Genomic DNA, 21,107 nt, shown 5'->3' on the forward strand with positions numbered 1-21,107 from the left:
GCGGCGGGATTTTGCGTGGACATTCGAAAAGGAGGTCATGCATGTCTGCACCGATCCAGCAGCCTTCGCAGCTGTTCACCGCAATGGCGACAGTCTTGCGCAACAACATCGACCTGAACGTGCAAGTCGGTAATCATGATGACTTCACGGCCCCCGGCGACAAGGCCTGGGTGCTGATCGACATCGAACGCAATGCACCGGGAGAGCGCGCCGCCAACGGGCGAATCGCCCATGTGCTGACACTCTCGCTGCAAGTCATTCCGGCGCTTTCCGCCACGGCGTTTGCCGCGTGTGACCTGATCGCCGCCCTGAAAAACCTGATCACTGACAACCGTTGGGGCCTGCCCGGCGAACAGTGCGATCTGCCCATGAACATCGATGGTTTGCCGTCGCTGGCGATTCGCGCCGATCAGCCCAACAAGGCCTGGACCCTGACATTCAACCAGACCCTCTACCTCGGCCCGACCTCGCTCGACGACCCGCTCGGTACACCGAAATTCGCTCGCACCTGGGAAGTCAGTGACATCGACGACCCCGACCAATACACCTCGCTGGAGGCCTGACCGATGTTCGACGCGTTACTGCGGATGCAATTGGGCCCGATCATCGAACGGCTGGCGGAGATGGACGCGGAGATCGAAGACTTGCATCGGCGCGCCGAGAGTTTTTGCCGCATCGGCGTTTGTCAGGAGGTCGACGCTGCGAGCAACACCTGCAAGGTCAGCCACGGTGGATTGCTCACGCCGGCCATCAAGTTCTTCAACCCGAGCGCCGGCGCCCAGAGCGAATCGCGGATTCCCAGCGTGGGTGAACAGTGTCTGCTGTTCAACTACGGCAGTGGCGAAAGCGGTGCACAAAGCGTGGCGTTGTTCGGCTTGAACAGTGACCGCTTTCCACCCGCTGCGACGATCCCCACGCTGACGCGACGGGTGCATGGCGATGGCAGCGAAAGCGGCTACGACGACGCTTCTCACACCCTGCACTGGCAAAACGGCCCGGCCGCGTTCAGCGGCTCTCGCGAAGCGCTGGAACTGAGTATCGGCCCGGCGCGGCTGGCGATGACGGCGCAAGCGATCACCCTGCAATTGGGCGCCACCGGCCTGACCATCGACGCCTCGGGCGTGCACTTCAGCGGCCCGTTGGTGGATCACCAGGGTCGCGTCATCAGCCCCTGAATCAAGAGCCTCCCATGATCGGAATCGATAGAGACAGCGGGGCCACGGTCGACGACTGGCTGCAATTCGTGCAGCGCGCGACACGAGCCCTGACCACGCCGCTGGGCACCCGGCAAAAAAGGCCCCTTTATGGTTCGTTGATCCCCACGCTGCTGGGGCAAAACCTCGGCGATGACATTCTGCTTCTGGCCCAGAGCCACGCCGCGCAGGCGTTCTACAACCCGCAGAACGGCATCGGCGATTTCCAGCCCGGCGTGATCGTCGCCACCCGACAGGGCGCCGGCCTGCTGCTGCGTTTCGCCGGCACCTGGAAAAACCGCCAACAGACTTTCGAGGTCGTGACATGAGCATGTTGATCCCTGGCCAGAACCAACTGGCCGAACCTTCGCTGATCAAGGTCGAGGCCTTCGAGGATTTGCTGGTCGAGTTCAAGACCTTCGTCCTGGAATACGTCGGATCCCGCTCGCCGCAGAGCGCTGCGAAACTCAAGACCAGTCTGGAAAACGAAAGCGAACTGCTGACGATGGCGCTCGAAGCGTTTTGCGTTCGCCTGCAAACCCACGAACGCAAATACAACGCCCGCATCAAGCAGATGCTGGCGTGGTGGGCCACCGGCAGCAACCTCGATGCGCGGCTGGCGGACATGGGCCTGGAGCGACAGTTGCTCGACCCGGGCGACCCGGCGGCATTCCCGCCAGTGCCGGCGATTTACGAAAGCGACGATGACGCCCGGCTGCGCTATTACCTGGCGCCCCATGCCCCGGCGGCAGGTTCGCGGATGCAGTATCGCCGCGAAGTCTTCACCCTCGGTGAACGGCCGGCGGTGAAAGTCGAATCCACCGATGCCGGTGTCGTCAACGTCACCTACACCTTTGCTCCGGACGGTCTCGCCGCACAGGTCAAGGATGGCAACGGTCGTCGCACCGCACCCGGAGAAGTGCAGGTGACTGTGCTGGCCCGCGAGGCGGACGGTACACCGTCCACCGCACTGCTCGATGGCGTGCGTCGACACTTTGCCCGGCCGGATGTTTGCCCGGAAACCGACAAGGTCACCGTCAAGGGCGCCGAGATTCAGCGCTACAAAATCCGCGTGGTGGCGAAGATAAATTCCGGCCCGGATTCGGGCCTGACCAAAGTCGCCGCCGAGCAACATCTGCAAGCCTACGCCAACAGCTGCCATCGCCTGGAAGGCCGGGTCGATCCGAGCTGGATCGACTACACGCTGCACAGCGCCGGCGCCGTGCAGTTGCAGATTCTTGAACCGCTGACACCCATCGTGTGCAGCGCGTTTCAAGCGCCTTACTGCACGGCGGTCGAAGTCGAGGTGCAGACGCTATGACGGACCAGACACCGCGTCCGACCCTGCTGCCAGCCAACAGCTCGGCGCTGGAACGGGCGCTCGATATCGGCTTCGGCGCGTTGCTTGACCGCATCGTGCCGTCGTTTCCCGAACTGATGAACCCGAGCGAAACACCGGTCGCGTTCCTGCCGTATCTCGCAGCGGATCGCGGCGTAAATGAGTGGGATGCTGATGCAAGTGAGGCTGAAAAGCGCCTGACTGTTTCGCTTTCCTGGCAGATAGAGCGCCAGGCAGGCACAGGCAAAGCTTTGAGTCATGCCGTGGAGTCACTGGGTTTCACGCCGAATATCTGCGCATGGTATCAGCAGCGGCCGACAGGTCTCCCTTATTCCTTTGACGTCCAGGCACTGATCGGGACTCGCTGGTCGAGTGGTGATCACAATCGTCTGATACGGCGAATCAATGCGGCTAAAAGCGAGCGTGATGAGGCAACCATCACCATCGTTCACAGCACCCGTGCAGGGTTGCAACTGGCGGCGGGCTTCGATCCGGCTCTTGGTATTCATGACAATGATCAGACAGGTGTTTTGCCAGAAGTCAGGTTGCCGTCTCTGTTGGGGCTCTGCGCGGGTGCATCGATCCCCCTCTCCGATAGCGAGTTGTCTCTTGGTTCAGCGCTACCTGCGTGAATGACGACGCACGACCAACCCGCGCTGGGATCGCCAGCGCATCACAATAAATGATTGAAGGGCGCAGTTATGACGGATGACGTTACGCGCCTGGTTCGCTTCACCTCGGCGGGATTGAGTGAAGTGTTGCAGGCAAAAAACCAGGGCTTGAAGGGTGAGATCACTCATATCGGTGCCGGCACAGCTCGCTATGATCCGAAAGGCTCCGAGACGGCCCTGCGCGATGAGCGTCAGCGAGTCGCGATAGTTGATTATGAGGATTTGGGTTCAGGGCAACTCAGAATGGGTGCGCTATTCAGCGGTGCCGATGAATATGAAATCGGTGAGTTTGGATTCTATCTCGCAAGTGGCACGTTACTGGCTGTTTACTCAGTGGCCGGAAAGTTACTGACCTATAAGGCAAGCGCTGCTCGTGTATTGCAAAAGTTCACGCTTGATGTATCTCCACTGCCGGCGGATAGCGTAACCGTCCTGGTGGGTACAGAGAATCTCAATGTTTTATTGAGTGAAGAGTTTACGGCGTTGGCATGTGCTGATATCGACAATATGGCGCGTCATGTTCAACTCTTATTGCGCGTGATGTCGCTTGAAACCAAATGAATGTTCGTGGCAGCAGTTGTTGATTGGCGATTGAATTCGTCAGGATGCTGTACCGGTATATTAACAAGACAGGAAATTTAAAGGTGAGTCTAGAAACCACTGTTGCATCGCTGGTCACGGCTGCAAACAATTTGACCAATGTCGTGAATGGGAAAATCGGCAGCATTAATACCACCATGGCCACTGCCTTGAATCAGTTCAATGAGTGGCGAAGTCTGAAAGATGTTGAAGGCGATCCCTTCGCTCTCGGCACGATTCGTCGAAACATACTGCAGGGCTTCGTCACCGGCACCGGAGGTGTTCAAACAGTAGGGGCACAAGGGGATTTTACTGCGACAGACCTGGGCACCAGCCTGAATGTCTATATGCATTTCAAGATTCCGTTGAATATCAATGTCAACTCCGAAATGTTCTGGTTCAATATTAAGGGTTACACTTATGGTACTGCAAAGATTATTGAAGAGACGCTTGTAGGTTATTGCTATCAGCCAACGCGTACACTGCAGAATGTGTCAACTTTTGGCAATATGACGCCCGCGGTCTATGTCGATGCGAGCGGTAATATCGTCATGCGGATACTGGTTCCGAATATTTATTACACCACTATTCGAATCGATACAATGCGAGTGGGTAACGGCCGCCTGTTTAATTTGGGTGATTTGAAAACAAAGTTGTCTTTGGCCGAGACCGTTTCATTCAATTAAGGAGCTGATATGACTGAGCAACCATCAAATGGTATGAATGATCTGCCTCTGGCAGTACCTACGCCTGAAGTCGAGTGGGCAGCAGTTCGTAATCGCCGAGACCAGCTTTTACGCGCAACAGACTTTACTCAATTGCCTGACTATCCGGTTACGGCTGAGCAACTGGCCCAGGTCAAGACTTACCGGAAGGCACTTCGGGATATTCCTGAAATGGTCGAACATCCATCTGAACTGGTATGGCCTGATCTGCCTTCATTTGTGAAGTAAGTCCTTACACCGCGTAAGCGGTTTTTTTTCGTTCGCAAAAAGCCCCTTTATGGGTTTTTTGCGTTTTTGCGTCTGGAGAAGTTCGCAAATGTCTACTCGCCAAACCTACACCGTGCTCGTTCCATTCCCCACCGGCGGTGGGCACTGGTCCAGCGTCGGCCAGGAACTCGATCTGCTCGATGTCGAGGCCAGTGCCCTGCACAGCGCCGGTCGACTGGAGCTGAAAACACCTACCACCAAGGCCGTGAAGGCCGCTGCCAAGAAGGCTGACTGACTATGGCTGAGGTTCTGAACTTCGAGCACAACGGCATTACCGTCAATGCCACCGAATCCCCCGAGGCCATGGGTGGCCTGGGCGACAACGTCATCGGTCTGGTCGGCACTGCGCCGAAAGCCGATCCGCTGATTCCGCGCAACGCACCGTTTCGCATCAACAGCTTCACCACCCACGCGCTGCTCGATCCGACCGGCTCGGAAGAGGGCACCCTGTACCACGCGGTCTACCAGATTCTCAAAGTGGTCAAGGTGCCAGTGTACGTGGTGATCGTCGAGGCGGGCGCGACCCCGGCCGACACCGTCAACGCGGTGATCGGCGGCATCGAGCCTGCCACCGGCCGCAAACTCGGTCTGGCCGCATTGGGCAGCGTCCCGGAAGACCTGACCATCATCGGCGCGCCAGGCTTCACCGGCACCAAGGCAGTGGCCAGCGAGTTCGCCTCGTTCGGCAAGCGCATCAAGGCCCGTGTGGTGCTGGACGGCAAAGACGCTTCGGTTGCTGACCAAGTGACCTACAGCCAGGAACTGGGCGGCGCGGATCTGGGTTTCGACCGTTGCCTGGTGGTGCACAACATGCCCGCCGTGTATTCGAAAGCCGCGAAGAAAAACGTCTTCCTCGCACCTTCCAGTCTGGCGATTGCCGCGCTGGCCAAGGTCAAGCAATGGGAAAGCCCGGGCAACCAGGTGACCTACGCCGAAGACGTGTCCCGGGTCGTTGAATACAACATCCTCGACACCTCCACCGAAGGCGATCTGCTCAACCGCTACGGTGTCAGCTACTACGCCCGCACCGTGCTGGGCGGCTTCTCGCTGCTGGGCAACCGCTCGATCACCGGCAAGTTCATCAGCTACGTCGGTCTGGAAGACGCCATCAGCCGCAAGCTGGTGAAGGCCGGCCAGAAGGCCATGGCGAAGAACCTGACCAAGTCGTTCATGGATCAGGAAGTCAAACGCATCAACGACTGGCTGCAGACCCTGGTCGCCGACGAAACCATTCCCGGCGGCAGCGTGTACCTGCACCCGGAACTCAACAGCGTCGAGAAGTACAAGAACGGCACCTGGTACGTGGTCATCGACTACGGCCGCTACGCGCCGAACGAACACATGGTTTATCAACTCAACGCCCGCGATGAAATCATCGAGCAGTTCCTGGAGGACGTTCTCTAATGTTTACCAACCGCGTAAGACAGGCCATCGCGGCCACCCTGCAAGGCCTGCCGCTGTCGGCGACCGTGGAGGAGTTCACTCCGCCGAAAATCGATTTCGACATGGAAAACATGGCGGGCGGGCGCTTCATCGTCGAGGAAATGGCCAAGAGCGCCAAACCGTTGAATGCGCAAATCAAGCTGCAGGGCACTGGCGCCGAAGTGTTGCTCGCCATGGGTGTGAAACTCGGCGACGACATTCTGCTGAACGTGCGTGAAGCCGGTCAGGACCAGGACGGCAACACCTGGTTCACCTATCACACCATCGGCGGCAAGCTCAAAACCATGGGTGAAGACGCCATCAAAATGGGTGGTAAGGCCCTGACGACGTTGGACTTTTCCTGCCGCACCTACACCCGCCTGGAAAATGGCATTCCGGTGATCGACATCGACGTGCGCACCCAGAAGTTCGTACTCAACGGCGTCGACATCCTCGGTGATGCCCGTCGTGCGGTGCTGATGCCGTAAGACTCGGCCAGAAAGGCAACAACCCACCCTGTGGGAGCGAGCCTGCTCGCGATGAGGCCATCAAATTCAAATTCAATGTTGACTGACCCGCCGCCATCGCCAGCAGGCTGGCTCCCACAGGTTGTACTCAAGAACACCCAAGGAATTCCTTTCATGTCGTGGATGCCACCCAAGCATGACCTGCTGTCGCCGATCACCGGCGACGACGGCTCGCAGATCGAATCGATCCAGCTCAAGCCGCTGTTCTACGCCGCCCAGAAAGAAGCGCTGGAACGCGCCGGCGACGATGAGGACGACCAGTTCTTCGAACTGGCGCTGCTGGCCACCGGCCTTTCGGTCAAGGAACTCGACCAGCTCAAGCGCCCGGACTACGTGACCATTGCGCAGTACGTACACGAGATGTCGACCCGTCCGGCGTCGTACTTTCTCGATCAGGTCGAAGAGGCGGAAAAATCCGACGATCCCGACCAGGTGCAACTGCTGCAACCGCTTGCCGTCACCGGCCGCACCGTGACCTCGCTGAGTCTGGAAATGCCGGCGCTGCGGGCCACCAAAGTGATGAAGAAACTGAAAACGGCCAAGGAACGCGCCGAGTTCATCACCGCCCATTGCACCGGCCTGATGATCCCCGATCTGGCCCTGATGAGCGTCCCGGACTGGACGCAATTGCAGGTGCGCATCGATGATTTTTTAAACCAGCCGGCGGCCTTCTTTCGGAACGCGACATCGAAGTAATCCTCGATATCGTGCCGCTCATTTACCCGGTAAGTGAGGCGGAAATTCTGGAGTGGGACGCCGAAAAGGCGTTGCGCCGCTACGACATAGCGATCACTCGCCTTGGCGTGAAAAAGGAGTAGAGCGGCATGGCAGAGAGCAAATTTGCGCTCATGAATGCCGGTGACAGCGCCGGCGCAGGATTTGGCAGTATCCCGCTGAGCACTGCCTCGCTGAATGCAACTGCCGGGCAACTTGTCATGGAGCAGGCCAGCGGTCTGCGCCAGGCATTGCTGACAGCCAGCGGAAAAATCGTACTGCTGACGACGGCAATCGAAGCATTGAGCGTGACCCTGGCCGCCTTGCGTGCGTTGCCACAGGCAGCGAATGCCGGAGCGAAGAGTGAGTCGGCCGGAGGACAAAAAACACCGGAAAAATCTTCCGCTGGGCCTGAGCTTCCCGAGACGCGCAAAGCAGCGATGGCGATGGATTCGGCGGCGTCCACGCTTGCGAGTGTGGCGCAGCTCTCCCGCAATGACGGGAAAGACATGGCACTCACGAGCCTGAAAATGGCCAGTGCCACTTTGGTGGCTGCCGGAGGCACGACCGGGGTCGAACTGGTCAGGATTGAAACCCTGGCAGCCAAGGCAGGAATCGGCAGCGAAGCGGTAGACGCCGAGGGAAAGAAACGTGAGTTGCTGACTTTTGCCAGCGATGCGGCCATCACTGCATCGGCCTTCAAGGTTACAGGGCTGGAAGCCGGCGAAATGTTGAAGGTCTGGCGCACCTCGATGAAGCTCTCGCGGGATCAAGCCCTTGATCTGGCGGACGCGGCCAATCATCTCGGCAAGATGCCCGGCGATGTGCAGACAGCGGATATTGGTTCTGTTCTGCAGCAGTCGGGCGAGGCGGCAATCAGCGCAGGCTTGCAACCTGAACAGGCTGCGGCGTTGACGGCGGCGTTGCTCAACAGCGGCGCGAAAAAAGACGATGCCGGCAATGCGCTGAAGAACATTTCCAGTGCACTGGGCAAGGGCGATCAAGCATCCATGGCCGAGAAAGGTGCCTGGAAGCAGTTGGGCCTGGATCCCAAGGCAGTGGCCGAAGCCATGCGTGATCCTGACAAACAGAATGCCCAAGGCGCCGTGCTATCGGTGCTTGCGGCGCTGAATGCCAGACCGGTGGAACAACGCTCGACACTGGCCCGGACCTTGTTCGCGGACAGTGGAGAGGCCGCGTTGTCGCTGTCCCAGGACCTGGGCAAGGTGAATGAAGCCTTTTACCTCGTGAGCGACAAAAGCCAATACGCGACATCGAAGCTGGGCGATAAAAGCTCGGTGAGGCAGTCCGCACTGGCACTTGCCGAGACTCAGCAGGGGCAGTGGAACATCAAGAATGCCCGTGAGGAACGTTTGTCGGTCGCCAAAGGCAATGCACTGGCGCCGGATATCGAAAAAACCGGTGAGAGCCATTCGATAGACACGCTGAGCGATCTGGCCGAAACCTACCCGAAAACCACGGGGGCCGTTCTGACGGCGACGGCCTGGATCAAACCGGTGTTCGACGCCGTGACCGATGCGGTGGGCGGTGAGCTGAAAGACCGGGGAGGCAAATGGATCGTTGATAAAGCTGCCAGTTACCTTCCCGGTCGTTCAAAGCGCGGCTTGTCTGCAGCAACCTCTGCGACGGCCGTGGCTGAAACTCAGGGTCTGGCTCTGGCCAGTCGCAGTGCCAGCGCTGGCAACGGTCTGAAAATACTCGAACAGACTGCAAGCGTTGCTGTTCCGCGGCTGGAACCTGTGCTCGCATCGGTGCAGCCGGCCTCGCGCTGGATGCCTTGGCAGGCGAAGGCGGCGATGGGGGTTTCGGCTGTCGCCGCAGGTATTGCCAGCGGTGACAAACAGCAGATCGGCAAGGGGCTCGGTGAAGCAGGTGGCGCCTGGGCCGGCGCGGTCGCCGGCAGCTCGATCGGCGCCTCCATCGGAAGTGTGGGGCTGGCGCCGGGCATTGCACTCGGCGGTCTGATTGGCGGACTGGTCGGGGGATGGCTGGGCGCTGAAGGAGGAGGCTTTTTAGGTGAGAAACTCATGTCCACCGCGTCGGACAAACTCGCCCCTCCTGCCGAAGTCGCCAAAGACCTCCCTGGCGCACAGACGCAGAACCAGCAGGTTTCCTTCGCTCCGACCATCCAGGTCTCTTGTCCTGCCCCTGACACGGCCCAACAGATTCAATCGATTATCGAGCAACAGCTGTCCGGCCAGTTCCACGGCCAATTCATGCCGCTGCTGACGGGTAACCCACTCGGGACGCGCCGCGACGCCGCCCTGACTGACGGAGCCGGTACATGAAACAACAAATGGCACTGGGCAGTTTCATCTTCGGCCTGTCCCGGGATTTTGCGTACAGCACGCTGTCGCGAAAGTCCGATGGCGGCTGGACGGAACTGCCGATCCTGACCAGCAAACCCAAGTCCCACCAGACCGGGCAGAAGCCCGAAACCCTGACCCTCTCCGGTACCTCGATGTACGCCGTAGCGATGAACCGACTCGATGAGCTGCGTGCGCTGCAGGCACTGAGATCGCCACTGCCGTTGATTGACGGCATCGGTCGCAATTGGGGCCTGTGGCGCATCAACAGCATCCAGGAGAGCCAGAGCGAGGTCATCGACGATGGCACTGCGATGGTCATCAAGTGGGTCATCGAACTGGCGGAGTTCAACAATGCATAAGGTACGAAGCGTGGCCGGCGATTCGGTGAATCTGTTGTTGTACCGCGAAACCGGTCGCAGCGATGACGCCGCCGAAGACGCCCTGTGGCAGCTCAACCCGACGCTGGCCGAACACGGCCCGGTGCTGCCTGCGGGCGTCTGGGTGGTGCTGCCGGAGCTCGACTCGAAACCCGCCGCAATCAAACCGGTTTCGGCCTGGGATTAAGGAGGCTGCATGGCACAGGGATTCACCCCGGTCGTGGAAATCTACGGGGCCAACGCGGCGCTGCTCAACCAGCGCCTGATCAGTTGGGAGCACGTCGATGCCGCCGGTATCGAGTCTGATCAGCTGACGCTTACGGTCGATCTGGAAGGGCTTGAAGGCCTGCCAAAACTGGGTGGAAAAATCGGTCTTCGGGTCGGCTATCGCGAATCTGAAATAGTCGATAAGGGCCTGTTCAAAGTGACGCGCCTGACACCGACCCTGTTCCCGTTTCGCCTGACACTGGTCGCCACGGCCGCACCGTTCAGCGTCGCCGACGAGACTGGCTTCAAGCAGCGGCGGACGGCCAGTCATGGCCCGACCACGCTGGGTGCACTGTTTCGTGAACTGGTTTCACGCCACGGGTTTTCACCCCGGGTGGCGCCGGATCTGGCGCTGATCAGGATCGATCACATCGACCAGTCCAACGAAACCGACATGGGTTTCCTGACGCGCCTGGCGAAGAAGTACAAGGTGATCGCCAAACCGGTGGGCGAGCTGTATGTGCTGGCACGGCCCGGTCAGGTGAAGTCACTGTCGGGCAAGGTACTGGCGGACGTGCGTCTGTCGGTAACCGAGAACAATCGCCCCGGCGATCACGCGTTCATCGGCGCTACCCTTGAAGAGACCGCCCGCGCACAGGCACAGGGTTGCAAGACGAGTTTCTGGGATAACGCCAAAGGTGTGATGCGCCAGGTGCTGACTGGCGAGGCGCCCTACAAGACCTTGCGCCAGACTTGCCAGAGCGAGGAGGAGGCCAGGGCCATCGGCGAGGGCGAAGTGCGCAAGATGCTGCGGGAAAAGTACAAGGTGAAGATCACCTGCCCGGGCAATCCGCTGTTGTCTGCCGAAGGCCTGCTGTTGCTCGACGAGACCTGGCCGGACTTCCTGCGCGGTCGCTGGTCGATCGAAAAAGTGACTGCCAGCGGCAAGCGCGATGAAAGCTATCGCTGCGTCATCGAAGCTACGAGCCTCGATCCAAAAGCCTGATCGTTCAGGCATTCCCAGCCAAAAAAACCTCTGGAACGCTCCCATGAAGATCTCCCCGATCCTCACGCAGCTGCGTGCGCAATGCCCAAGCCTTGCCGGCCATATCGCGACAGGCGTCGACCTGGCGCTGCTGCAAGGCAACCCGAATCTGCCGACACCGTCGGCCCATGTTTTACCGCTGGCCGACCTGGCCAGCGCCAGCACCGCACAGAACTCCGCCAGCCAGCCGATCCGTGACCGCTTCGAAATCATCCTGGTGCTCGACACCACGGATGCCACAAAAGCGCTGGATCTGTTGCACGACCTGCGCGCCGAACTGTGGCGTGCACTGGTGGGCTTCAAGCCCGGTTCCGACTACAGCGCCATCGTTTATGACGGCGGCGAAACGCTCTCGATCAACAGCAGCCGCGCTTTTTACCGGCTGCGCTTTTTTGCCGAGTTCCAGCTGGGCCGCAATCTGCCAAGTCAGCCTGCGGAGAGTTGGCACGAACGCGAACTGGACGGTTTGTCGTCCTTTACCGGGGTCACCGTGCGGGTCGATGCGATCGACCCTGCCGACCCCAACCTGAAACACCCGGGCCCTGACGGGCGCGTGGAAATGACTTTCTCTGGAGACGTAACCCCATGAGCAACCGCATCACCGTAGTGCCGGCCGTCGGCCGTGCCGTGCCGGACCCGGAAGCCGGCGACCTGCTGCCCCTGGAGGGCCGTGAAGTGCTGGACAGCGCCTGGTGGCGCCGGCGTCTGGCCGACGGCGATATCACCCTCAAAACCGCAACAGCCAAACAAAAGGGAGCCAAATAATGGCGATCGGATTCAGCAACATCCCCGCGGACATTCGTGTACCGCTGTTCTATGCCGAAATGGACAACTCGGCCGCCAATAGCGCGTCCTCGTCCATGCGCCGCCTGATCGTGGCGCAGGTCAACGACAACATCGCCCCGAGCGAAACCGGCAAACTGGTGCTGGTTTCCAGCGTGGCACTGGCCAAGAGCATTGGTGGCCAGGGTTCGATGCTGGCGTCGATGTACGAGACTTTCCGCAAGGCCGACCCGATCGGTGAGATCTGGTGCCTGCCGCTGCACAACGCCACCGGCGCCATCGCCAAGGGCGTGCTGACCCTGACCGGCACCGCGACTCAGGCCGGTTTGCTCAACCTGTATGTCGGCGGCGTGCGTGTGCAGGCCAACGTGGTCAACGGTGCCACCGCTGCCCAGGCGGCCACTGCCCTGGCACAGAAAATCAACGCCACCGCCGATCTGCCGGTGAGCGCAGCCGCCGCTGAAGGTGTTGTCACCCTGAACGCCAAATGGACCGGCGAAAGCGGCAACGACATCAGCCTGCAATTCAACCGCCTGGGCAAGAGCAACGGCGAAGAAACCCCGGCAGGCCTGACTACCGCCATCACTGCCATGACCGGCGGCGTCGGTGTACCGGATCAAGTGGCTGCCGTTGCGGCACTGGGCGATGAGCCGTTCGAATTCATCGCGCTGCCATGGTCCGACCTGGCCACCCTCAACACCTGGCAGGCGGTGATGGACGACAGCACCGGTCGCTGGTCGTGGGCCAAGCAGCTGTTCGGTCACGTCTACAGTGCCAAGCGCGGCACCGTCGGCACGCTGGTGGCCGCCGGTCAGGCGCGCAACGACCAGCACATGACCATTCAGGCGCTGGAGCCGGGCGTTCCGCAACCGGTGTGGGTACAAGCTGCGGCACTGGCTGCACGCACTGCGGTGTTCATCTCCGCCGACGCCAGCCGTCCGACCCAGAGCGGCAGCCTGCCGGGCGTCGATCCGGCACCGGCCAGCGAGCGTTTCACCCTGACCGAGCGTCAGTCGCTGCTCAACTACGGCATCGCCACCGCGTATTACGAAGGCGGCTACGTGCGCATCCAGCGCTCGATCACCACCTACCAGAAGAACGCCTACGGCCAGGCCGACAACTCGTACCTGGACAGCGAAACCATGCACCAGTCGGCGTACATCGTGCGTCGTCTGCAAAGCGTGATCACCAGCAAGTACGGTCGCCACAAACTGGCTTCCGACGGCACGCGCTTCGGCGCCGGTCAGCCGATCGTCACCCCGGCGACCATTCGCGGTGAGCTGATCGCCCAGTACGCCAAGCTCGAACTCGAAGGCCACGTGGAAAACGCCGAGCTGTTCGCCGAGCACCTGATCGTCGAGCGCGACGTGCAGGATCCGAGCCGCGTGAACGTACTGTTCCCGCCGGATTACATCAACGGTCTGCGCGTGTTCGCACTGCTCAACCAGTTCCGTCTGCAGTACGACGACGTCGCCTGATCGGCCCGTTTGACACTGTGATTCGGCCCACCTCGCGTGGGCTTTTTATTTGAAGGGAGTAACACCATGGGTCAACTGATTGCAGGCACCTGCTACGTCAAGGTCGACGGTGCACAACTGACCATCAATGGCGGCTGCGAAGCCCCGCTGATGGCCGTCAAACGCGAAACCGTCGTGCCGGGTTTCTACAAGGAAACCGACATCGCGCCGTCGTTCAAGGTGACTGCGCTGCACACCGCCGACTTCCCGCTGAAGAAGCTGATCGAAGGCACCGACATCACCGTCACCTGCGAATTCAGCAACGGCAAAGTCTATGTACTGGCCGGTGCCTACCTGGTCGAAGAGCCAGTTTCCAAAGGCGATGACGCCACCATCGAGCTGAAATTCGAAGGCATCAAGGGGACCTGGCAATGAGTGGCGCCGTGAAGCTTCAAGTTGCGATCGAAGCTCACGGCGAGCCCCTGACCGAACTCGTCCTGCGCCGTCCGACGGTGCAGGAGGTACGAGCGATCAAGGCGCTGCCGTACAAGATCGACAAGAGCGAAGAAGTCAGCCTCGACATGGACGTGGCGGCCAAATACATCGCCGTGTGCGCCGGCATTCCGCCGTCGTCGGTCAACCAGCTGGACCTGGCTGACCTCAACGCGCTGAGCTGGGCCGTTGCGAGTTTTTTCATGAGTGCGGCGTCGGAGCCATCACCGACCTGATCGCGGTCGCCTATGACCTGGCCTGGTTCTGGAAGGTTGACCCCGAACAGATGATGGCCAGGCCACTGGATGTGCTTCGCGAATCGCTGGAGCACGCGCAACGGATCAATGCGATGCAGCAGGTGCAGTGATGGCAGAAGAAACCAAAGCTAAAGCGTCGGTGCTGCTGACTGGCATCGACGAACTGTCACCCAAGCTCGGCGCCCTGCGAGTGAAGGTCGACGACTTCAAGAAAAACCTCGAGCAGACCGGCCTCGGCAAACTGGACATCAGCGGTCTGTTCAAGGGCGGCAGCGTGATCACGCCGTTCGTGGACGGCATCAAATCCGCCGCCGCCTTTCAGGGCAAGCTGAGCGAGGTCAGCGAGACGGCGAAAACCGTCGATCTGCCTGCCACGCCAAAGGCTGCGGCACAAAACATGAACGTGTTCAGTGCGTCCATGGAAAAGGTCTCCGCTGCGGTAGACGCCGCACTGGTGCCGGCGGTGGGCGCATTGGTGGTCGGGCTGGAGCCGGTGCTGACCCAGGTCGGCAGCCTGCTCGCCGACAACCCGAAACTGGTCGAAGGCCTGGCGGCAGGGGCGATTGCGTTTTCCGCCATGCAGACCGCCGTCACCGGTATGACCCAGGTGATGGACGTCATGAGCATGGTGCTCAAGACCAACCCGATCATGCTGATCGCCATGGGCATTGCCGTGGCGGCCGGGTTGATCGTGGCCAACTGGACACCGATATCTGCGTTCTTCACCGGAATGTGGGAGGGCGTGAAAAACGCCGGAGCCAGTGCAATGGCTACGTTGCGCTCGGTACTCGACTGGAGGCCGCTGGAAACACTGGCGGCGCTGTGGGAACCGGTTACGGGTTTCTTCTCCGGGGTTTGGGAAAAGGTCAAAGCGATCACCGCTCCGGTGATCGAATTCTTCAAGTCGGTTTTCTCATGGTCGCCTGCGGGCCTGATCCTGGAAAACTGGGGGCCGTTGACCGGTCTGTTTTCAGCGATCTGGGAACTGCTCAAGGCCTTGAGTGTGCCGGTGATGGCGTTCCTCAAGGGGCTGTTCGACTGGACGCCGCTGGGGATGATCATCAACAACTGGGGCGCGATCACCGGTTTCTTCGCCTCGATCTGGGCCGCGTTGCAACCAGCGGCGCAAGCCATCAAGGACTTCTTCGGCACGCTGTTCGACTATTCCCCGTTGGGGATGCTCGTCAACAACTGGGGCAGCGTCGTGACCTTTTTCGAACCGGTGTGGGCCGCGTTGCAAGCGTCGGCGCAACAGATCAAAAGCTTCTTCCAGAGCCTGTTCGAATGGTCGCCGCTGGAGCAGATCGCGCAGTACTGGCAGCCGATCAGCGAAGTGTTTTCGGCGCTGTGGGGCGTGGTGCAGGCATTGGCCGCGCCGGTGCTGGAGTTCCTGCACAACATGTTCGAATGGACACCGTTGGGGCAGATCATCAAGAACTGGGGCCCGATCACCGAATGGTTCGGCGAGCTGTGGCAAAAGCTGCAAACCGTCATCGCACCGATCAAGGAACTGTTCGATGGCGGCTTCGCCGGGCTGATCGCCAAGGTCACCGGCAAGGTCGAAACCCTGACCCAGGCACAGCGCCAGACCAATGCCGAAGGCAAGGGCGAACTGGCACCGGCCTTCTTCGGCGCCAGTCCGAAAACCGAGGGCGGCAGTGCGTTGCAGGGTGGTTCCTTGCCGCAATCCTCCAGCGCCCTGATCCAGCAAAGCGCTGCCAACAACCGCACGCAACTCGAAGGCGGCCTGACGGTGCGCTTCGAAAACGCGCCGGCGGGGCTGCGCACCGATCAACCGCAAACCAATCAACCGGGGCTGGCGCTCAGTTCGCGCATCGGCTATCGCTCGTTATCGGCAGGAGGTTCCAATGAACTGGCGTGACCGTTTGTTGCCGGCATCCTTCCGGGGTGTCGGCTTCTGGATCGACCAGGCGAAAACCCCGGTCGGCCGCAAGGGGCAGTTGCACGAGTACCCGCAACGCGACCTGCCGTTTTTCGAGGATCTCGGCCAGCAGACCAAGACCCATGACCTGACGGCATTCATCATCGGTGCCGATTGCCTGGAGCAGCGCGACAAGCTGCTCCAGGCTTTGGAGCAGGGCAGCGGCGAGCTGGTGCATCCATGGCTGGGCCGTCTGCAGGTCAAGGTCGGCGAGTGCGACATGACTCACACCCGCCAGGATGGCGGGATGGTGACCTTCTCCCTGAAGTTCTACCCCGATCGGCCGCTGCCGTTTCCGACGGCAACAGTCAGTACGCAAAAAGTTCTGCTGATCAAGGCCGACAGCCTGCTCGGTTCGGCGGTGGCGCGTTTCGAACAGGCGATGACCCTGATCAAGGCGGCGCGGATCGGCATCGCCAATCTGCGCAACAGCCTCACCGGCGTATATGACGTGATCAAGGAGCAGCTCAAGCCGCTGATCGCGCAATACAAGCAGATCACCGAACTGGTCAGGGCCGTCAAGGAACTGCCCAAGGAGGTGGCGGCGGAGTTCAAGGGCTTGCTCGGCGATATCAAAGAGCTGAAGGCATTCGCGAAGGAGGGCTACCGTGGCGTGATTGCCGACGTGTCCCAACAGATCGAAGCCATCCGCAAGGCCGACGCACCGAAGATCACCACCGGCAAGGACACCACCGCTGCGGCGCAGGCCCTGGCCAATCTGGTGCAGGACACCCTGATCGTCAAAGCGGCGCAATGGGTGGCGTCGATGCCGGTGGCCTCGACGCCGGTGAAACTGTCGTCGACACCTTCGCTGGATCAGCAGTCGAAACAGCCGGTCAGCCGTCAGGAAGTACCGGTCACGGATGATCTGCAAGCGTTGCAAAAAGAACTGATCGAAGCGCTGCAAAAGGCCCAGGACAAGGCCGATCCCGCGCACTACCAGGCCATCGCCGATGTGAAGGAAGCGCTGATCGCGCACCTCAAGGCTGTGGCTTCGTCCGGTGTGCGGCTGGTCAGCAAAACCTTCCAGGAAACCTTTCCGGCGCTGGTCGTGGCCTACAAGCAGTTTGGCGATGCCACTCGGGTGACCGAGGTCATTCAGCGCAACGGTTTGTCTCATCCGGGCTTCTCACCCAACGAAGTCAAGGTTTCCAGGGAGTGAGTCATGAACGAGACTGACAACCGCGTGACGCTGACCGTCAACAGCATGGAATACGGCGGCTGGAAAAGCGTGGAAATCACTGCGGACCTGGAGCGCCAGTTCCGCACCTTCAAACTCGACATCACCTGGCAATGGCCGGGGCAAACCGTGGATCAGCGGATCAAGGCCGGTGACCCGTGCGAAGTGCGGATCGGCCAGGATCTGGTGCTCACCGGTTATGTGTTCAAGGCCCCGATCAGTTATGACGGGCGGCAGATCAGCCTGAGCATCGAAGGCAGTTCCAAGACCCAGGATCTGGTGGATTGTGCGGCGCGAAACATCCCTGGCCAATGGCAGGATCAATCGCTGTTGAACATCGTCCAGGCCCTGGCCGGGGAATACTCGCAGTTTGTGGTCAACGAGATTCCCGAGACTGCACGTCTGAGCAAACACACGATCGTGCCGGGTGAAACGGTGTTTCAGTCGATCGACCGTCTGCTCTCGCTGTACCGGGTATTTTCCACCGATGACGCCGAAGGCCGGCTGGTGCTCGCCAAACCCGGCAGCGCCGGCCGCGCCAGCGATGCACTGGAGCTGGGCAAGAACATTCTCTCGGCCAATGCGCCGATGGATTTCAGCCAGGTGTTTTCCGAGTACCGGGTGATCGGTCAGCAGAAGGGCAACGACAAGAAGAGCGGGGCGGCGGCCAGCGAAGTTGAATCGACGGCGACCGACCTGAGCTTCAAGCGTCGGCGCACCACGATCATCAACGAAGGCTCGCAACTGACGTTCGAACTGGCCCGGCAACGGGCGCAATGGGAGAGCGCGACGCGTATGGGCCGGGCGCTGACCACCACTTATCAGGTGCAGGGCTGGCGTCAGTCCAACGGTGACCTGTGGCGCCACAACACGTTGGTGCGGGTCAAGGACCCGGTGCTTGGGTTCGATGAAGACATGCTGATTTCCAAGGTGACGTATTCGCTGTCGGCGCAGGGTTCGGTGACCACCCTGCAAGTCGCACCACCGCATACCTTCGATGCGAACCCGACTCCCCCGAAAAAGACCTGAGCCCGACACCGCCCTCCAAGGAAAACCCTATGAGCCTACTGACACGCCTGCTGGCGCGCGGCACTGTCGTGCTCGCCAGTTCGGCCTCCAAGCTGCAATCGCTGCAAATGCGCCTCACCGCCGGTGAAGTGAACGACGACATGGAGCACTTCGAGCCCTACGGCTTCACCAGCCACCCGCTGGCCGGTGCCGAAGGCGTCGTCACCTTTCTCGGCGGCGACCGTTCTCATGCCATCGCGCTGGTGGTAGCTGACCGCCGTTATCGCCTGCAATCGCTGGCGGCCGGCGAAGTGGCGATCTACACCGACGAAGGTGACAAGATCCACTTCAAGCGCGGGCGGATCATCGACATCGAAACCGCCACGCTCAACATCCACGCCAGCACGGCGGTGAACTTCGACACGCCGGTGATCAACCAGACCGGCAAGATCGTTTCCAAAGGTGATCAGTTGGCCGGCGGCATCAGCCAGATCAAGCACGTGCATGGCGGCGTGCAGGGCGGCAGCGGCCAGACCGGCGTGCCGGCGGGAGGTCAGTGATGCTTTTCAGCCAGAACCTTCACGCCGCGCTGACCCGTGCGGTGCTGATCAGCCTGTTCACCTGGCGCCGCGCCGCCGACGACGATGCCCTCGATGACGAGGAGCGTTACGGCTGGTGGGGCGACACCTTTCCCACCGTGGCCGACGACCGCATCGGTTCGCGGTTGTGGCTGCTGCGTCGGGTCAAGCTGACCCGGCAGACCCAGATGGACGCCGAGTTCTATGCCCGCGAAGCCCTGCAATGGCTGATCGACGACGGCCATTGCAGCGCCATCGACATCATCAGCGAACGCCTCGACGCCCAGCGCCTGAACCTGCGTACGGTCCTGACCCTGGCCGATGGCGAACGCCTGGACATCAACCCCGATAACAGTTGGCAGGTGATCTATGCCGTTTGAAACCCCTTCGCTGCCGGTGCTGATCAAGCGCACCCAAAGCGACCTGGCCGGCGATTCGCTGCGCCAGTCCGATGCGCAAGTCCTGGCCCGTACCGTTGGTGGGGCCGCTTACGGTCTGTATGGCTACCTTGACTGGATCGCCGAGCAGATCCTGCCCGACACCGCCGACGAGTCGACGCTGGAACGCATCGCCGCGCTGCGCCTGAACCAGCCGCGCAAACCGGCGCAGGTCGCCACCGGCAGCGTCAGTTTTACCGCCACCGCAGGCGCGGTGCTGGACGTCGATACGCTGCTGCAATCGAGCGATGGCCGCACCTACAAAGTCACTGCCGCACGCACCACGGTCAATGGCAGCAACACCACCACCATCGCGGCGCTGGAGGCGGGCAGTCTCGGCAATGCCGATGCCGGGCTGGCGCTGACTCCGGTGCAGCCAGTGAGCGGCGTGGTCGGCAACAGCTTTGTCGTGCTGGCGCCGGGTCTCAGCGGCGGTGTGGCGCGGGAAAGCCTGGAATCGCTGCGTTCGCGGGTGATCCGCTCCTATCGCGTGATCCCCCACGGCGGTTCGGCCAGCGACTATGAAACCTGGGCGCTGGAAGTACCGGGCGTAACGCGGGCCTGGTGCCGGGGCGGCCTGCTCGGGCCGGGCACGGTGACGGTGTTCATCATGCGTGATGAAGATCCACAACCGGTGCCCAACGACGAGCAACTGGCGCAAGTCCAGGACTACATCGAACCGCTGCGACCAGTGACCGCGCAAGTGCATGTGCAGCGACCGGTTCAAGTGCCGGTGGTGTACCGCTTCAAGAGCGTCAACCCGGACACCACCGCCGTGCGCGCCGCTGTTGAAGCGCAACTGCGCGACCTGCACAACCGTGAAGCCGATCTCGGCGCGCCGTTGCTGATCAGCCATATCCGTGAAGCCATCAGCAGCGCTGGCGGTGAGTACGATCACACCTTGACCGCGCCGGCCGCTGATGTGCCTGCCGCTCAAAGCGAACTGCTCACCTTCGGAGGTTGCGTATGGGGGGCATAAGATCCGCCGCGCAATATCAGGCGCAGCTTCGCGCACTGCTGCCCAGCGGCCCGGCCTGGGACCCGGAGCGGGTCCCGGAACTCGATGAAGTGCTGCAAGGCGTGGCCGTCGAACTGGCGCGTCTCGATGCCCGCGCCGCCGACCTGCTCAACGAGATGGACCCGGCCGGCGTCAGCGAGTTGGTGCCGGACTGGGAACGGGTGATGAACCTGCCCGACCCGTGCCTGGGCGCCACACCGCTGTTCGATGACCGTCGTCTCGCCGTGCGCCGCCGCTTGCTGGCGGTCGGCAGCCAGGCCGTCGGCTACTACCTGGAAATCGCCAGAAGTCAGGGTTACCCCAACGCCACCATCACCGAACTCGAAGCCCCGCGCATGGGCCGCTCGCGCTTCGGCGCCGCGCATTGGGGCACCTGGGAAGCGCAGTTCATGTGGACGCTCAACACCGGTGGCCGGCTGCTGCTCGGCCGGCGTTTCGGCGCGAGTTACTGGGGCGAGCGCTTCGGCGTGAACCCGGGCTCGGCGCTTGAATGCCTGATTCATCGGGCGGCGCCGGCGCATACCAAGGTGCATATCAACTATGACTAGGAAGGAGTGAC

The 21,107-nt window shown here is 61.1% G+C and carries 28 protein-coding genes; all 28 read left to right on the plus strand.

Annotated elements, in window-relative coordinates; genetic code table 11:
* Positions 1 to 41 precede the first annotated feature (41 nt).
* The 28 genes from NWV16_RS06520 to NWV16_RS06655 all read left to right on the plus strand — a co-directional run bounded on the left by NWV16_RS06520 (position 42) and on the right by NWV16_RS06655 (position 21,096).
* Positions 42 to 563, plus strand: a complete 522-nt coding sequence (locus tag NWV16_RS06520; protein ID WP_260522402.1) for a hypothetical protein — start codon at positions 42 to 44, stop codon at positions 561 to 563.
* A gap of 3 nt (positions 564 to 566) precedes the next feature.
* Complete coding sequence (locus tag NWV16_RS06525; RefSeq protein ID WP_260522403.1) at positions 567 to 1,175, plus strand: phage baseplate assembly protein V; 609 nt, start codon at positions 567 to 569, stop codon at positions 1,173 to 1,175.
* Positions 1,176 to 1,189: 14 nt separating this feature from the next.
* Entirely contained in the window at positions 1,190 to 1,522 is a 333-nt protein-coding gene (locus NWV16_RS06530; protein WP_007954853.1) for a hypothetical protein, read from the plus strand.
* Positions 1,519 to 2,514: a baseplate J/gp47 family protein gene (locus NWV16_RS06535; RefSeq protein ID WP_260522404.1), complete on the plus strand. Its 996-nt coding sequence runs from the start codon at positions 1,519 to 1,521 to the stop codon at positions 2,512 to 2,514. The genes NWV16_RS06530 and NWV16_RS06535 overlap by 4 nt, the downstream gene beginning before the upstream one ends.
* On the plus strand, positions 2,511 to 3,164 hold the full coding sequence (locus tag NWV16_RS06540; RefSeq protein ID WP_260522405.1) for a phage tail protein I: 654 nt from the start codon (positions 2,511 to 2,513) through the stop codon (positions 3,162 to 3,164). The genes NWV16_RS06535 and NWV16_RS06540 overlap by 4 nt, the downstream gene beginning before the upstream one ends.
* A gap of 69 nt (positions 3,165 to 3,233) precedes the next feature.
* Entirely contained in the window at positions 3,234 to 3,764 is a 531-nt protein-coding gene (locus NWV16_RS06545) for a hypothetical protein (protein ID WP_260522406.1), read from the plus strand.
* A gap of 83 nt (positions 3,765 to 3,847) precedes the next feature.
* Positions 3,848 to 4,468 (plus strand): hypothetical protein, encoded by a 621-nt coding sequence (locus NWV16_RS06550; protein ID WP_260522407.1) that lies wholly within the window; start codon positions 3,848 to 3,850, stop codon positions 4,466 to 4,468.
* Positions 4,469 to 4,477: 9 nt separating this feature from the next.
* Positions 4,478 to 4,735 carry a tail fiber assembly protein gene (locus NWV16_RS06555; RefSeq protein WP_260522408.1) on the plus strand — a complete coding sequence of 86 codons (258 nt, stop codon included), beginning with the start codon at positions 4,478 to 4,480 and terminating at the stop codon, positions 4,733 to 4,735.
* A gap of 88 nt (positions 4,736 to 4,823) precedes the next feature.
* The gene (locus NWV16_RS06560; RefSeq protein WP_260522409.1) at positions 4,824 to 5,009 is read left to right on the plus strand and encodes a hypothetical protein; all 186 of its coding nucleotides are present in this window, start codon (positions 4,824 to 4,826) and stop codon (positions 5,007 to 5,009) included.
* Positions 5,010 to 5,011: 2 nt separating this feature from the next.
* Positions 5,012 to 6,178, plus strand: coding sequence for a phage tail protein (locus NWV16_RS06565; protein ID WP_065259222.1), 1,167 nt, complete (start codon positions 5,012 to 5,014; stop codon positions 6,176 to 6,178).
* Positions 6,178 to 6,684 carry a phage major tail tube protein gene (locus tag NWV16_RS06570; RefSeq protein ID WP_260522410.1) on the plus strand — a complete coding sequence of 169 codons (507 nt, stop codon included), beginning with the start codon at positions 6,178 to 6,180 and terminating at the stop codon, positions 6,682 to 6,684. The genes NWV16_RS06565 and NWV16_RS06570 overlap by 1 nt, the downstream gene beginning before the upstream one ends.
* Before the next feature lie 153 nt (positions 6,685 to 6,837).
* Positions 6,838 to 7,419, plus strand: a complete 582-nt coding sequence (locus NWV16_RS06575; protein WP_260522411.1) for a phage tail assembly protein — start codon at positions 6,838 to 6,840, stop codon at positions 7,417 to 7,419.
* Between the two features lie 128 nt (positions 7,420 to 7,547).
* Positions 7,548 to 9,746: a phage tail tape measure protein gene (locus NWV16_RS06580; protein ID WP_260522412.1), complete on the plus strand. Its 2,199-nt coding sequence runs from the start codon at positions 7,548 to 7,550 to the stop codon at positions 9,744 to 9,746.
* Positions 9,743 to 10,126: a phage tail protein gene (locus tag NWV16_RS06585; RefSeq protein WP_260522413.1), complete on the plus strand. Its 384-nt coding sequence runs from the start codon at positions 9,743 to 9,745 to the stop codon at positions 10,124 to 10,126. The genes NWV16_RS06580 and NWV16_RS06585 overlap by 4 nt, the downstream gene beginning before the upstream one ends.
* Entirely contained in the window at positions 10,119 to 10,331 is a 213-nt protein-coding gene (locus NWV16_RS06590; RefSeq protein WP_260522414.1) for a tail protein X, read from the plus strand. Before NWV16_RS06585 ends, NWV16_RS06590 begins: the two co-directional genes overlap by 8 nt.
* A 9-nt stretch (positions 10,332 to 10,340) precedes the next feature.
* Complete coding sequence (locus tag NWV16_RS06595) at positions 10,341 to 11,357, plus strand: phage late control D family protein (RefSeq protein ID WP_260522415.1); 1,017 nt, start codon at positions 10,341 to 10,343, stop codon at positions 11,355 to 11,357.
* A gap of 43 nt (positions 11,358 to 11,400) precedes the next feature.
* The gene (locus NWV16_RS06600; protein ID WP_260522416.1) at positions 11,401 to 11,985 is read left to right on the plus strand and encodes a hypothetical protein; all 585 of its coding nucleotides are present in this window, start codon (positions 11,401 to 11,403) and stop codon (positions 11,983 to 11,985) included.
* Positions 11,982 to 12,161 (plus strand): DUF2635 domain-containing protein, encoded by a 180-nt coding sequence (locus NWV16_RS06605; RefSeq protein WP_260522417.1) that lies wholly within the window; start codon positions 11,982 to 11,984, stop codon positions 12,159 to 12,161. The genes NWV16_RS06600 and NWV16_RS06605 overlap by 4 nt, the downstream gene beginning before the upstream one ends.
* Complete coding sequence (locus tag NWV16_RS06610) at positions 12,161 to 13,657, plus strand: phage tail sheath subtilisin-like domain-containing protein (RefSeq protein ID WP_260522418.1); 1,497 nt, start codon at positions 12,161 to 12,163, stop codon at positions 13,655 to 13,657. The genes NWV16_RS06605 and NWV16_RS06610 overlap by 1 nt, the downstream gene beginning before the upstream one ends.
* A gap of 66 nt (positions 13,658 to 13,723) precedes the next feature.
* Complete coding sequence (locus NWV16_RS06615; RefSeq protein WP_007908779.1) at positions 13,724 to 14,071, plus strand: phage tail tube protein; 348 nt, start codon at positions 13,724 to 13,726, stop codon at positions 14,069 to 14,071.
* Entirely contained in the window at positions 14,068 to 14,364 is a 297-nt protein-coding gene (locus NWV16_RS06620; protein WP_003222226.1) for a phage tail assembly protein, read from the plus strand. The genes NWV16_RS06615 and NWV16_RS06620 overlap by 4 nt, the downstream gene beginning before the upstream one ends.
* A gap of 130 nt (positions 14,365 to 14,494) precedes the next feature.
* Positions 14,495 to 16,267, plus strand: a complete 1,773-nt coding sequence (locus NWV16_RS06625; RefSeq protein WP_260522419.1) for a phage tail protein — start codon at positions 14,495 to 14,497, stop codon at positions 16,265 to 16,267.
* A complete protein-coding gene (locus NWV16_RS06630; RefSeq protein ID WP_260522420.1) occupies positions 16,254 to 17,489 on the plus strand; it encodes a DNA circularization protein in 1,236 nt (411 codons plus the stop codon). The genes NWV16_RS06625 and NWV16_RS06630 overlap by 14 nt, the downstream gene beginning before the upstream one ends.
* A gap of 3 nt (positions 17,490 to 17,492) precedes the next feature.
* Positions 17,493 to 18,536, plus strand: coding sequence for a phage baseplate assembly protein (locus NWV16_RS06635; RefSeq protein WP_260522421.1), 1,044 nt, complete (start codon positions 17,493 to 17,495; stop codon positions 18,534 to 18,536).
* A gap of 29 nt (positions 18,537 to 18,565) precedes the next feature.
* Positions 18,566 to 19,075: a phage baseplate assembly protein V gene (locus NWV16_RS06640; RefSeq protein ID WP_260522422.1), complete on the plus strand. Its 510-nt coding sequence runs from the start codon at positions 18,566 to 18,568 to the stop codon at positions 19,073 to 19,075.
* Positions 19,075 to 19,473 (plus strand): phage GP46 family protein, encoded by a 399-nt coding sequence (locus NWV16_RS06645; RefSeq protein ID WP_085729851.1) that lies wholly within the window; start codon positions 19,075 to 19,077, stop codon positions 19,471 to 19,473. The genes NWV16_RS06640 and NWV16_RS06645 overlap by 1 nt, the downstream gene beginning before the upstream one ends.
* Positions 19,463 to 20,509, plus strand: a complete 1,047-nt coding sequence (locus NWV16_RS06650; protein ID WP_260522423.1) for a baseplate J/gp47 family protein — start codon at positions 19,463 to 19,465, stop codon at positions 20,507 to 20,509. The genes NWV16_RS06645 and NWV16_RS06650 overlap by 11 nt, the downstream gene beginning before the upstream one ends.
* Positions 20,497 to 21,096 (plus strand): YmfQ family protein, encoded by a 600-nt coding sequence (locus NWV16_RS06655; protein ID WP_260522424.1) that lies wholly within the window; start codon positions 20,497 to 20,499, stop codon positions 21,094 to 21,096. The genes NWV16_RS06650 and NWV16_RS06655 overlap by 13 nt, the downstream gene beginning before the upstream one ends.
* Positions 21,097 to 21,107 lie beyond the last annotated feature (11 nt).

The organism is Pseudomonas sp. BW7P1 (assembly GCF_024981055.1).
In the GTDB taxonomy this organism is placed as follows: domain Bacteria; phylum Pseudomonadota; class Gammaproteobacteria; order Pseudomonadales; family Pseudomonadaceae; genus Aquipseudomonas; species Aquipseudomonas bananamidigenes.

What these genes read in the sequence shown, in the direction of transcription:
- NWV16_RS06545 (WP_260522406.1), top strand. Translation starts at nt 3,234, where the DNA reads ATGACGGATGACGTTACGCGCCTGGTTCGCTTCACCTCGGCGGGATTG.
- NWV16_RS06605 (WP_260522417.1), top strand. Translation starts at nt 11,982, where the DNA reads ATGAGCAACCGCATCACCGTAGTGCCGGCCGTCGGCCGTGCCGTGCCG.
- NWV16_RS06625 (WP_260522419.1), top strand. Translation starts at nt 14,495, where the DNA reads ATGGCAGAAGAAACCAAAGCTAAAGCGTCGGTGCTGCTGACTGGCATC.
- NWV16_RS06520 (WP_260522402.1), top strand. Translation starts at nt 42, where the DNA reads ATGTCTGCACCGATCCAGCAGCCTTCGCAGCTGTTCACCGCAATGGCG.
- NWV16_RS06585 (WP_260522413.1), top strand. Translation starts at nt 9,743, where the DNA reads ATGAAACAACAAATGGCACTGGGCAGTTTCATCTTCGGCCTGTCCCGG.
- NWV16_RS06610 (WP_260522418.1), top strand. Translation starts at nt 12,161, where the DNA reads ATGGCGATCGGATTCAGCAACATCCCCGCGGACATTCGTGTACCGCTG.
- NWV16_RS06635 (WP_260522421.1), top strand. Translation starts at nt 17,493, where the DNA reads ATGAACGAGACTGACAACCGCGTGACGCTGACCGTCAACAGCATGGAA.
- NWV16_RS06595 (WP_260522415.1), top strand. Translation starts at nt 10,341, where the DNA reads ATGGCACAGGGATTCACCCCGGTCGTGGAAATCTACGGGGCCAACGCG.
- NWV16_RS06575 (WP_260522411.1), top strand. Translation starts at nt 6,838, where the DNA reads ATGTCGTGGATGCCACCCAAGCATGACCTGCTGTCGCCGATCACCGGC.
- NWV16_RS06540 (WP_260522405.1), top strand. Translation starts at nt 2,511, where the DNA reads ATGACGGACCAGACACCGCGTCCGACCCTGCTGCCAGCCAACAGCTCG.
- NWV16_RS06600 (WP_260522416.1), top strand. Translation starts at nt 11,401, where the DNA reads ATGAAGATCTCCCCGATCCTCACGCAGCTGCGTGCGCAATGCCCAAGC.
- NWV16_RS06565 (WP_065259222.1), top strand. Translation starts at nt 5,012, where the DNA reads ATGGCTGAGGTTCTGAACTTCGAGCACAACGGCATTACCGTCAATGCC.
- NWV16_RS06640 (WP_260522422.1), top strand. Translation starts at nt 18,566, where the DNA reads ATGAGCCTACTGACACGCCTGCTGGCGCGCGGCACTGTCGTGCTCGCC.
- NWV16_RS06650 (WP_260522423.1), top strand. Translation starts at nt 19,463, where the DNA reads ATGCCGTTTGAAACCCCTTCGCTGCCGGTGCTGATCAAGCGCACCCAA.
- NWV16_RS06560 (WP_260522409.1), top strand. Translation starts at nt 4,824, where the DNA reads ATGTCTACTCGCCAAACCTACACCGTGCTCGTTCCATTCCCCACCGGC.
- NWV16_RS06655 (WP_260522424.1), top strand. Translation starts at nt 20,497, where the DNA reads ATGGGGGGCATAAGATCCGCCGCGCAATATCAGGCGCAGCTTCGCGCA.
- NWV16_RS06525 (WP_260522403.1), top strand. Translation starts at nt 567, where the DNA reads ATGTTCGACGCGTTACTGCGGATGCAATTGGGCCCGATCATCGAACGG.
- NWV16_RS06530 (WP_007954853.1), top strand. Translation starts at nt 1,190, where the DNA reads ATGATCGGAATCGATAGAGACAGCGGGGCCACGGTCGACGACTGGCTG.
- NWV16_RS06580 (WP_260522412.1), top strand. Translation starts at nt 7,548, where the DNA reads ATGGCAGAGAGCAAATTTGCGCTCATGAATGCCGGTGACAGCGCCGGC.
- NWV16_RS06620 (WP_003222226.1), top strand. Translation starts at nt 14,068, where the DNA reads ATGAGTGGCGCCGTGAAGCTTCAAGTTGCGATCGAAGCTCACGGCGAG.
- NWV16_RS06615 (WP_007908779.1), top strand. Translation starts at nt 13,724, where the DNA reads ATGGGTCAACTGATTGCAGGCACCTGCTACGTCAAGGTCGACGGTGCA.
- NWV16_RS06590 (WP_260522414.1), top strand. Translation starts at nt 10,119, where the DNA reads ATGCATAAGGTACGAAGCGTGGCCGGCGATTCGGTGAATCTGTTGTTG.
- NWV16_RS06570 (WP_260522410.1), top strand. Translation starts at nt 6,178, where the DNA reads ATGTTTACCAACCGCGTAAGACAGGCCATCGCGGCCACCCTGCAAGGC.
- NWV16_RS06535 (WP_260522404.1), top strand. Translation starts at nt 1,519, where the DNA reads ATGAGCATGTTGATCCCTGGCCAGAACCAACTGGCCGAACCTTCGCTG.
- NWV16_RS06645 (WP_085729851.1), top strand. Translation starts at nt 19,075, where the DNA reads ATGCTTTTCAGCCAGAACCTTCACGCCGCGCTGACCCGTGCGGTGCTG.
- NWV16_RS06555 (WP_260522408.1), top strand. Translation starts at nt 4,478, where the DNA reads ATGACTGAGCAACCATCAAATGGTATGAATGATCTGCCTCTGGCAGTA.
- NWV16_RS06630 (WP_260522420.1), top strand. Translation starts at nt 16,254, where the DNA reads ATGAACTGGCGTGACCGTTTGTTGCCGGCATCCTTCCGGGGTGTCGGC.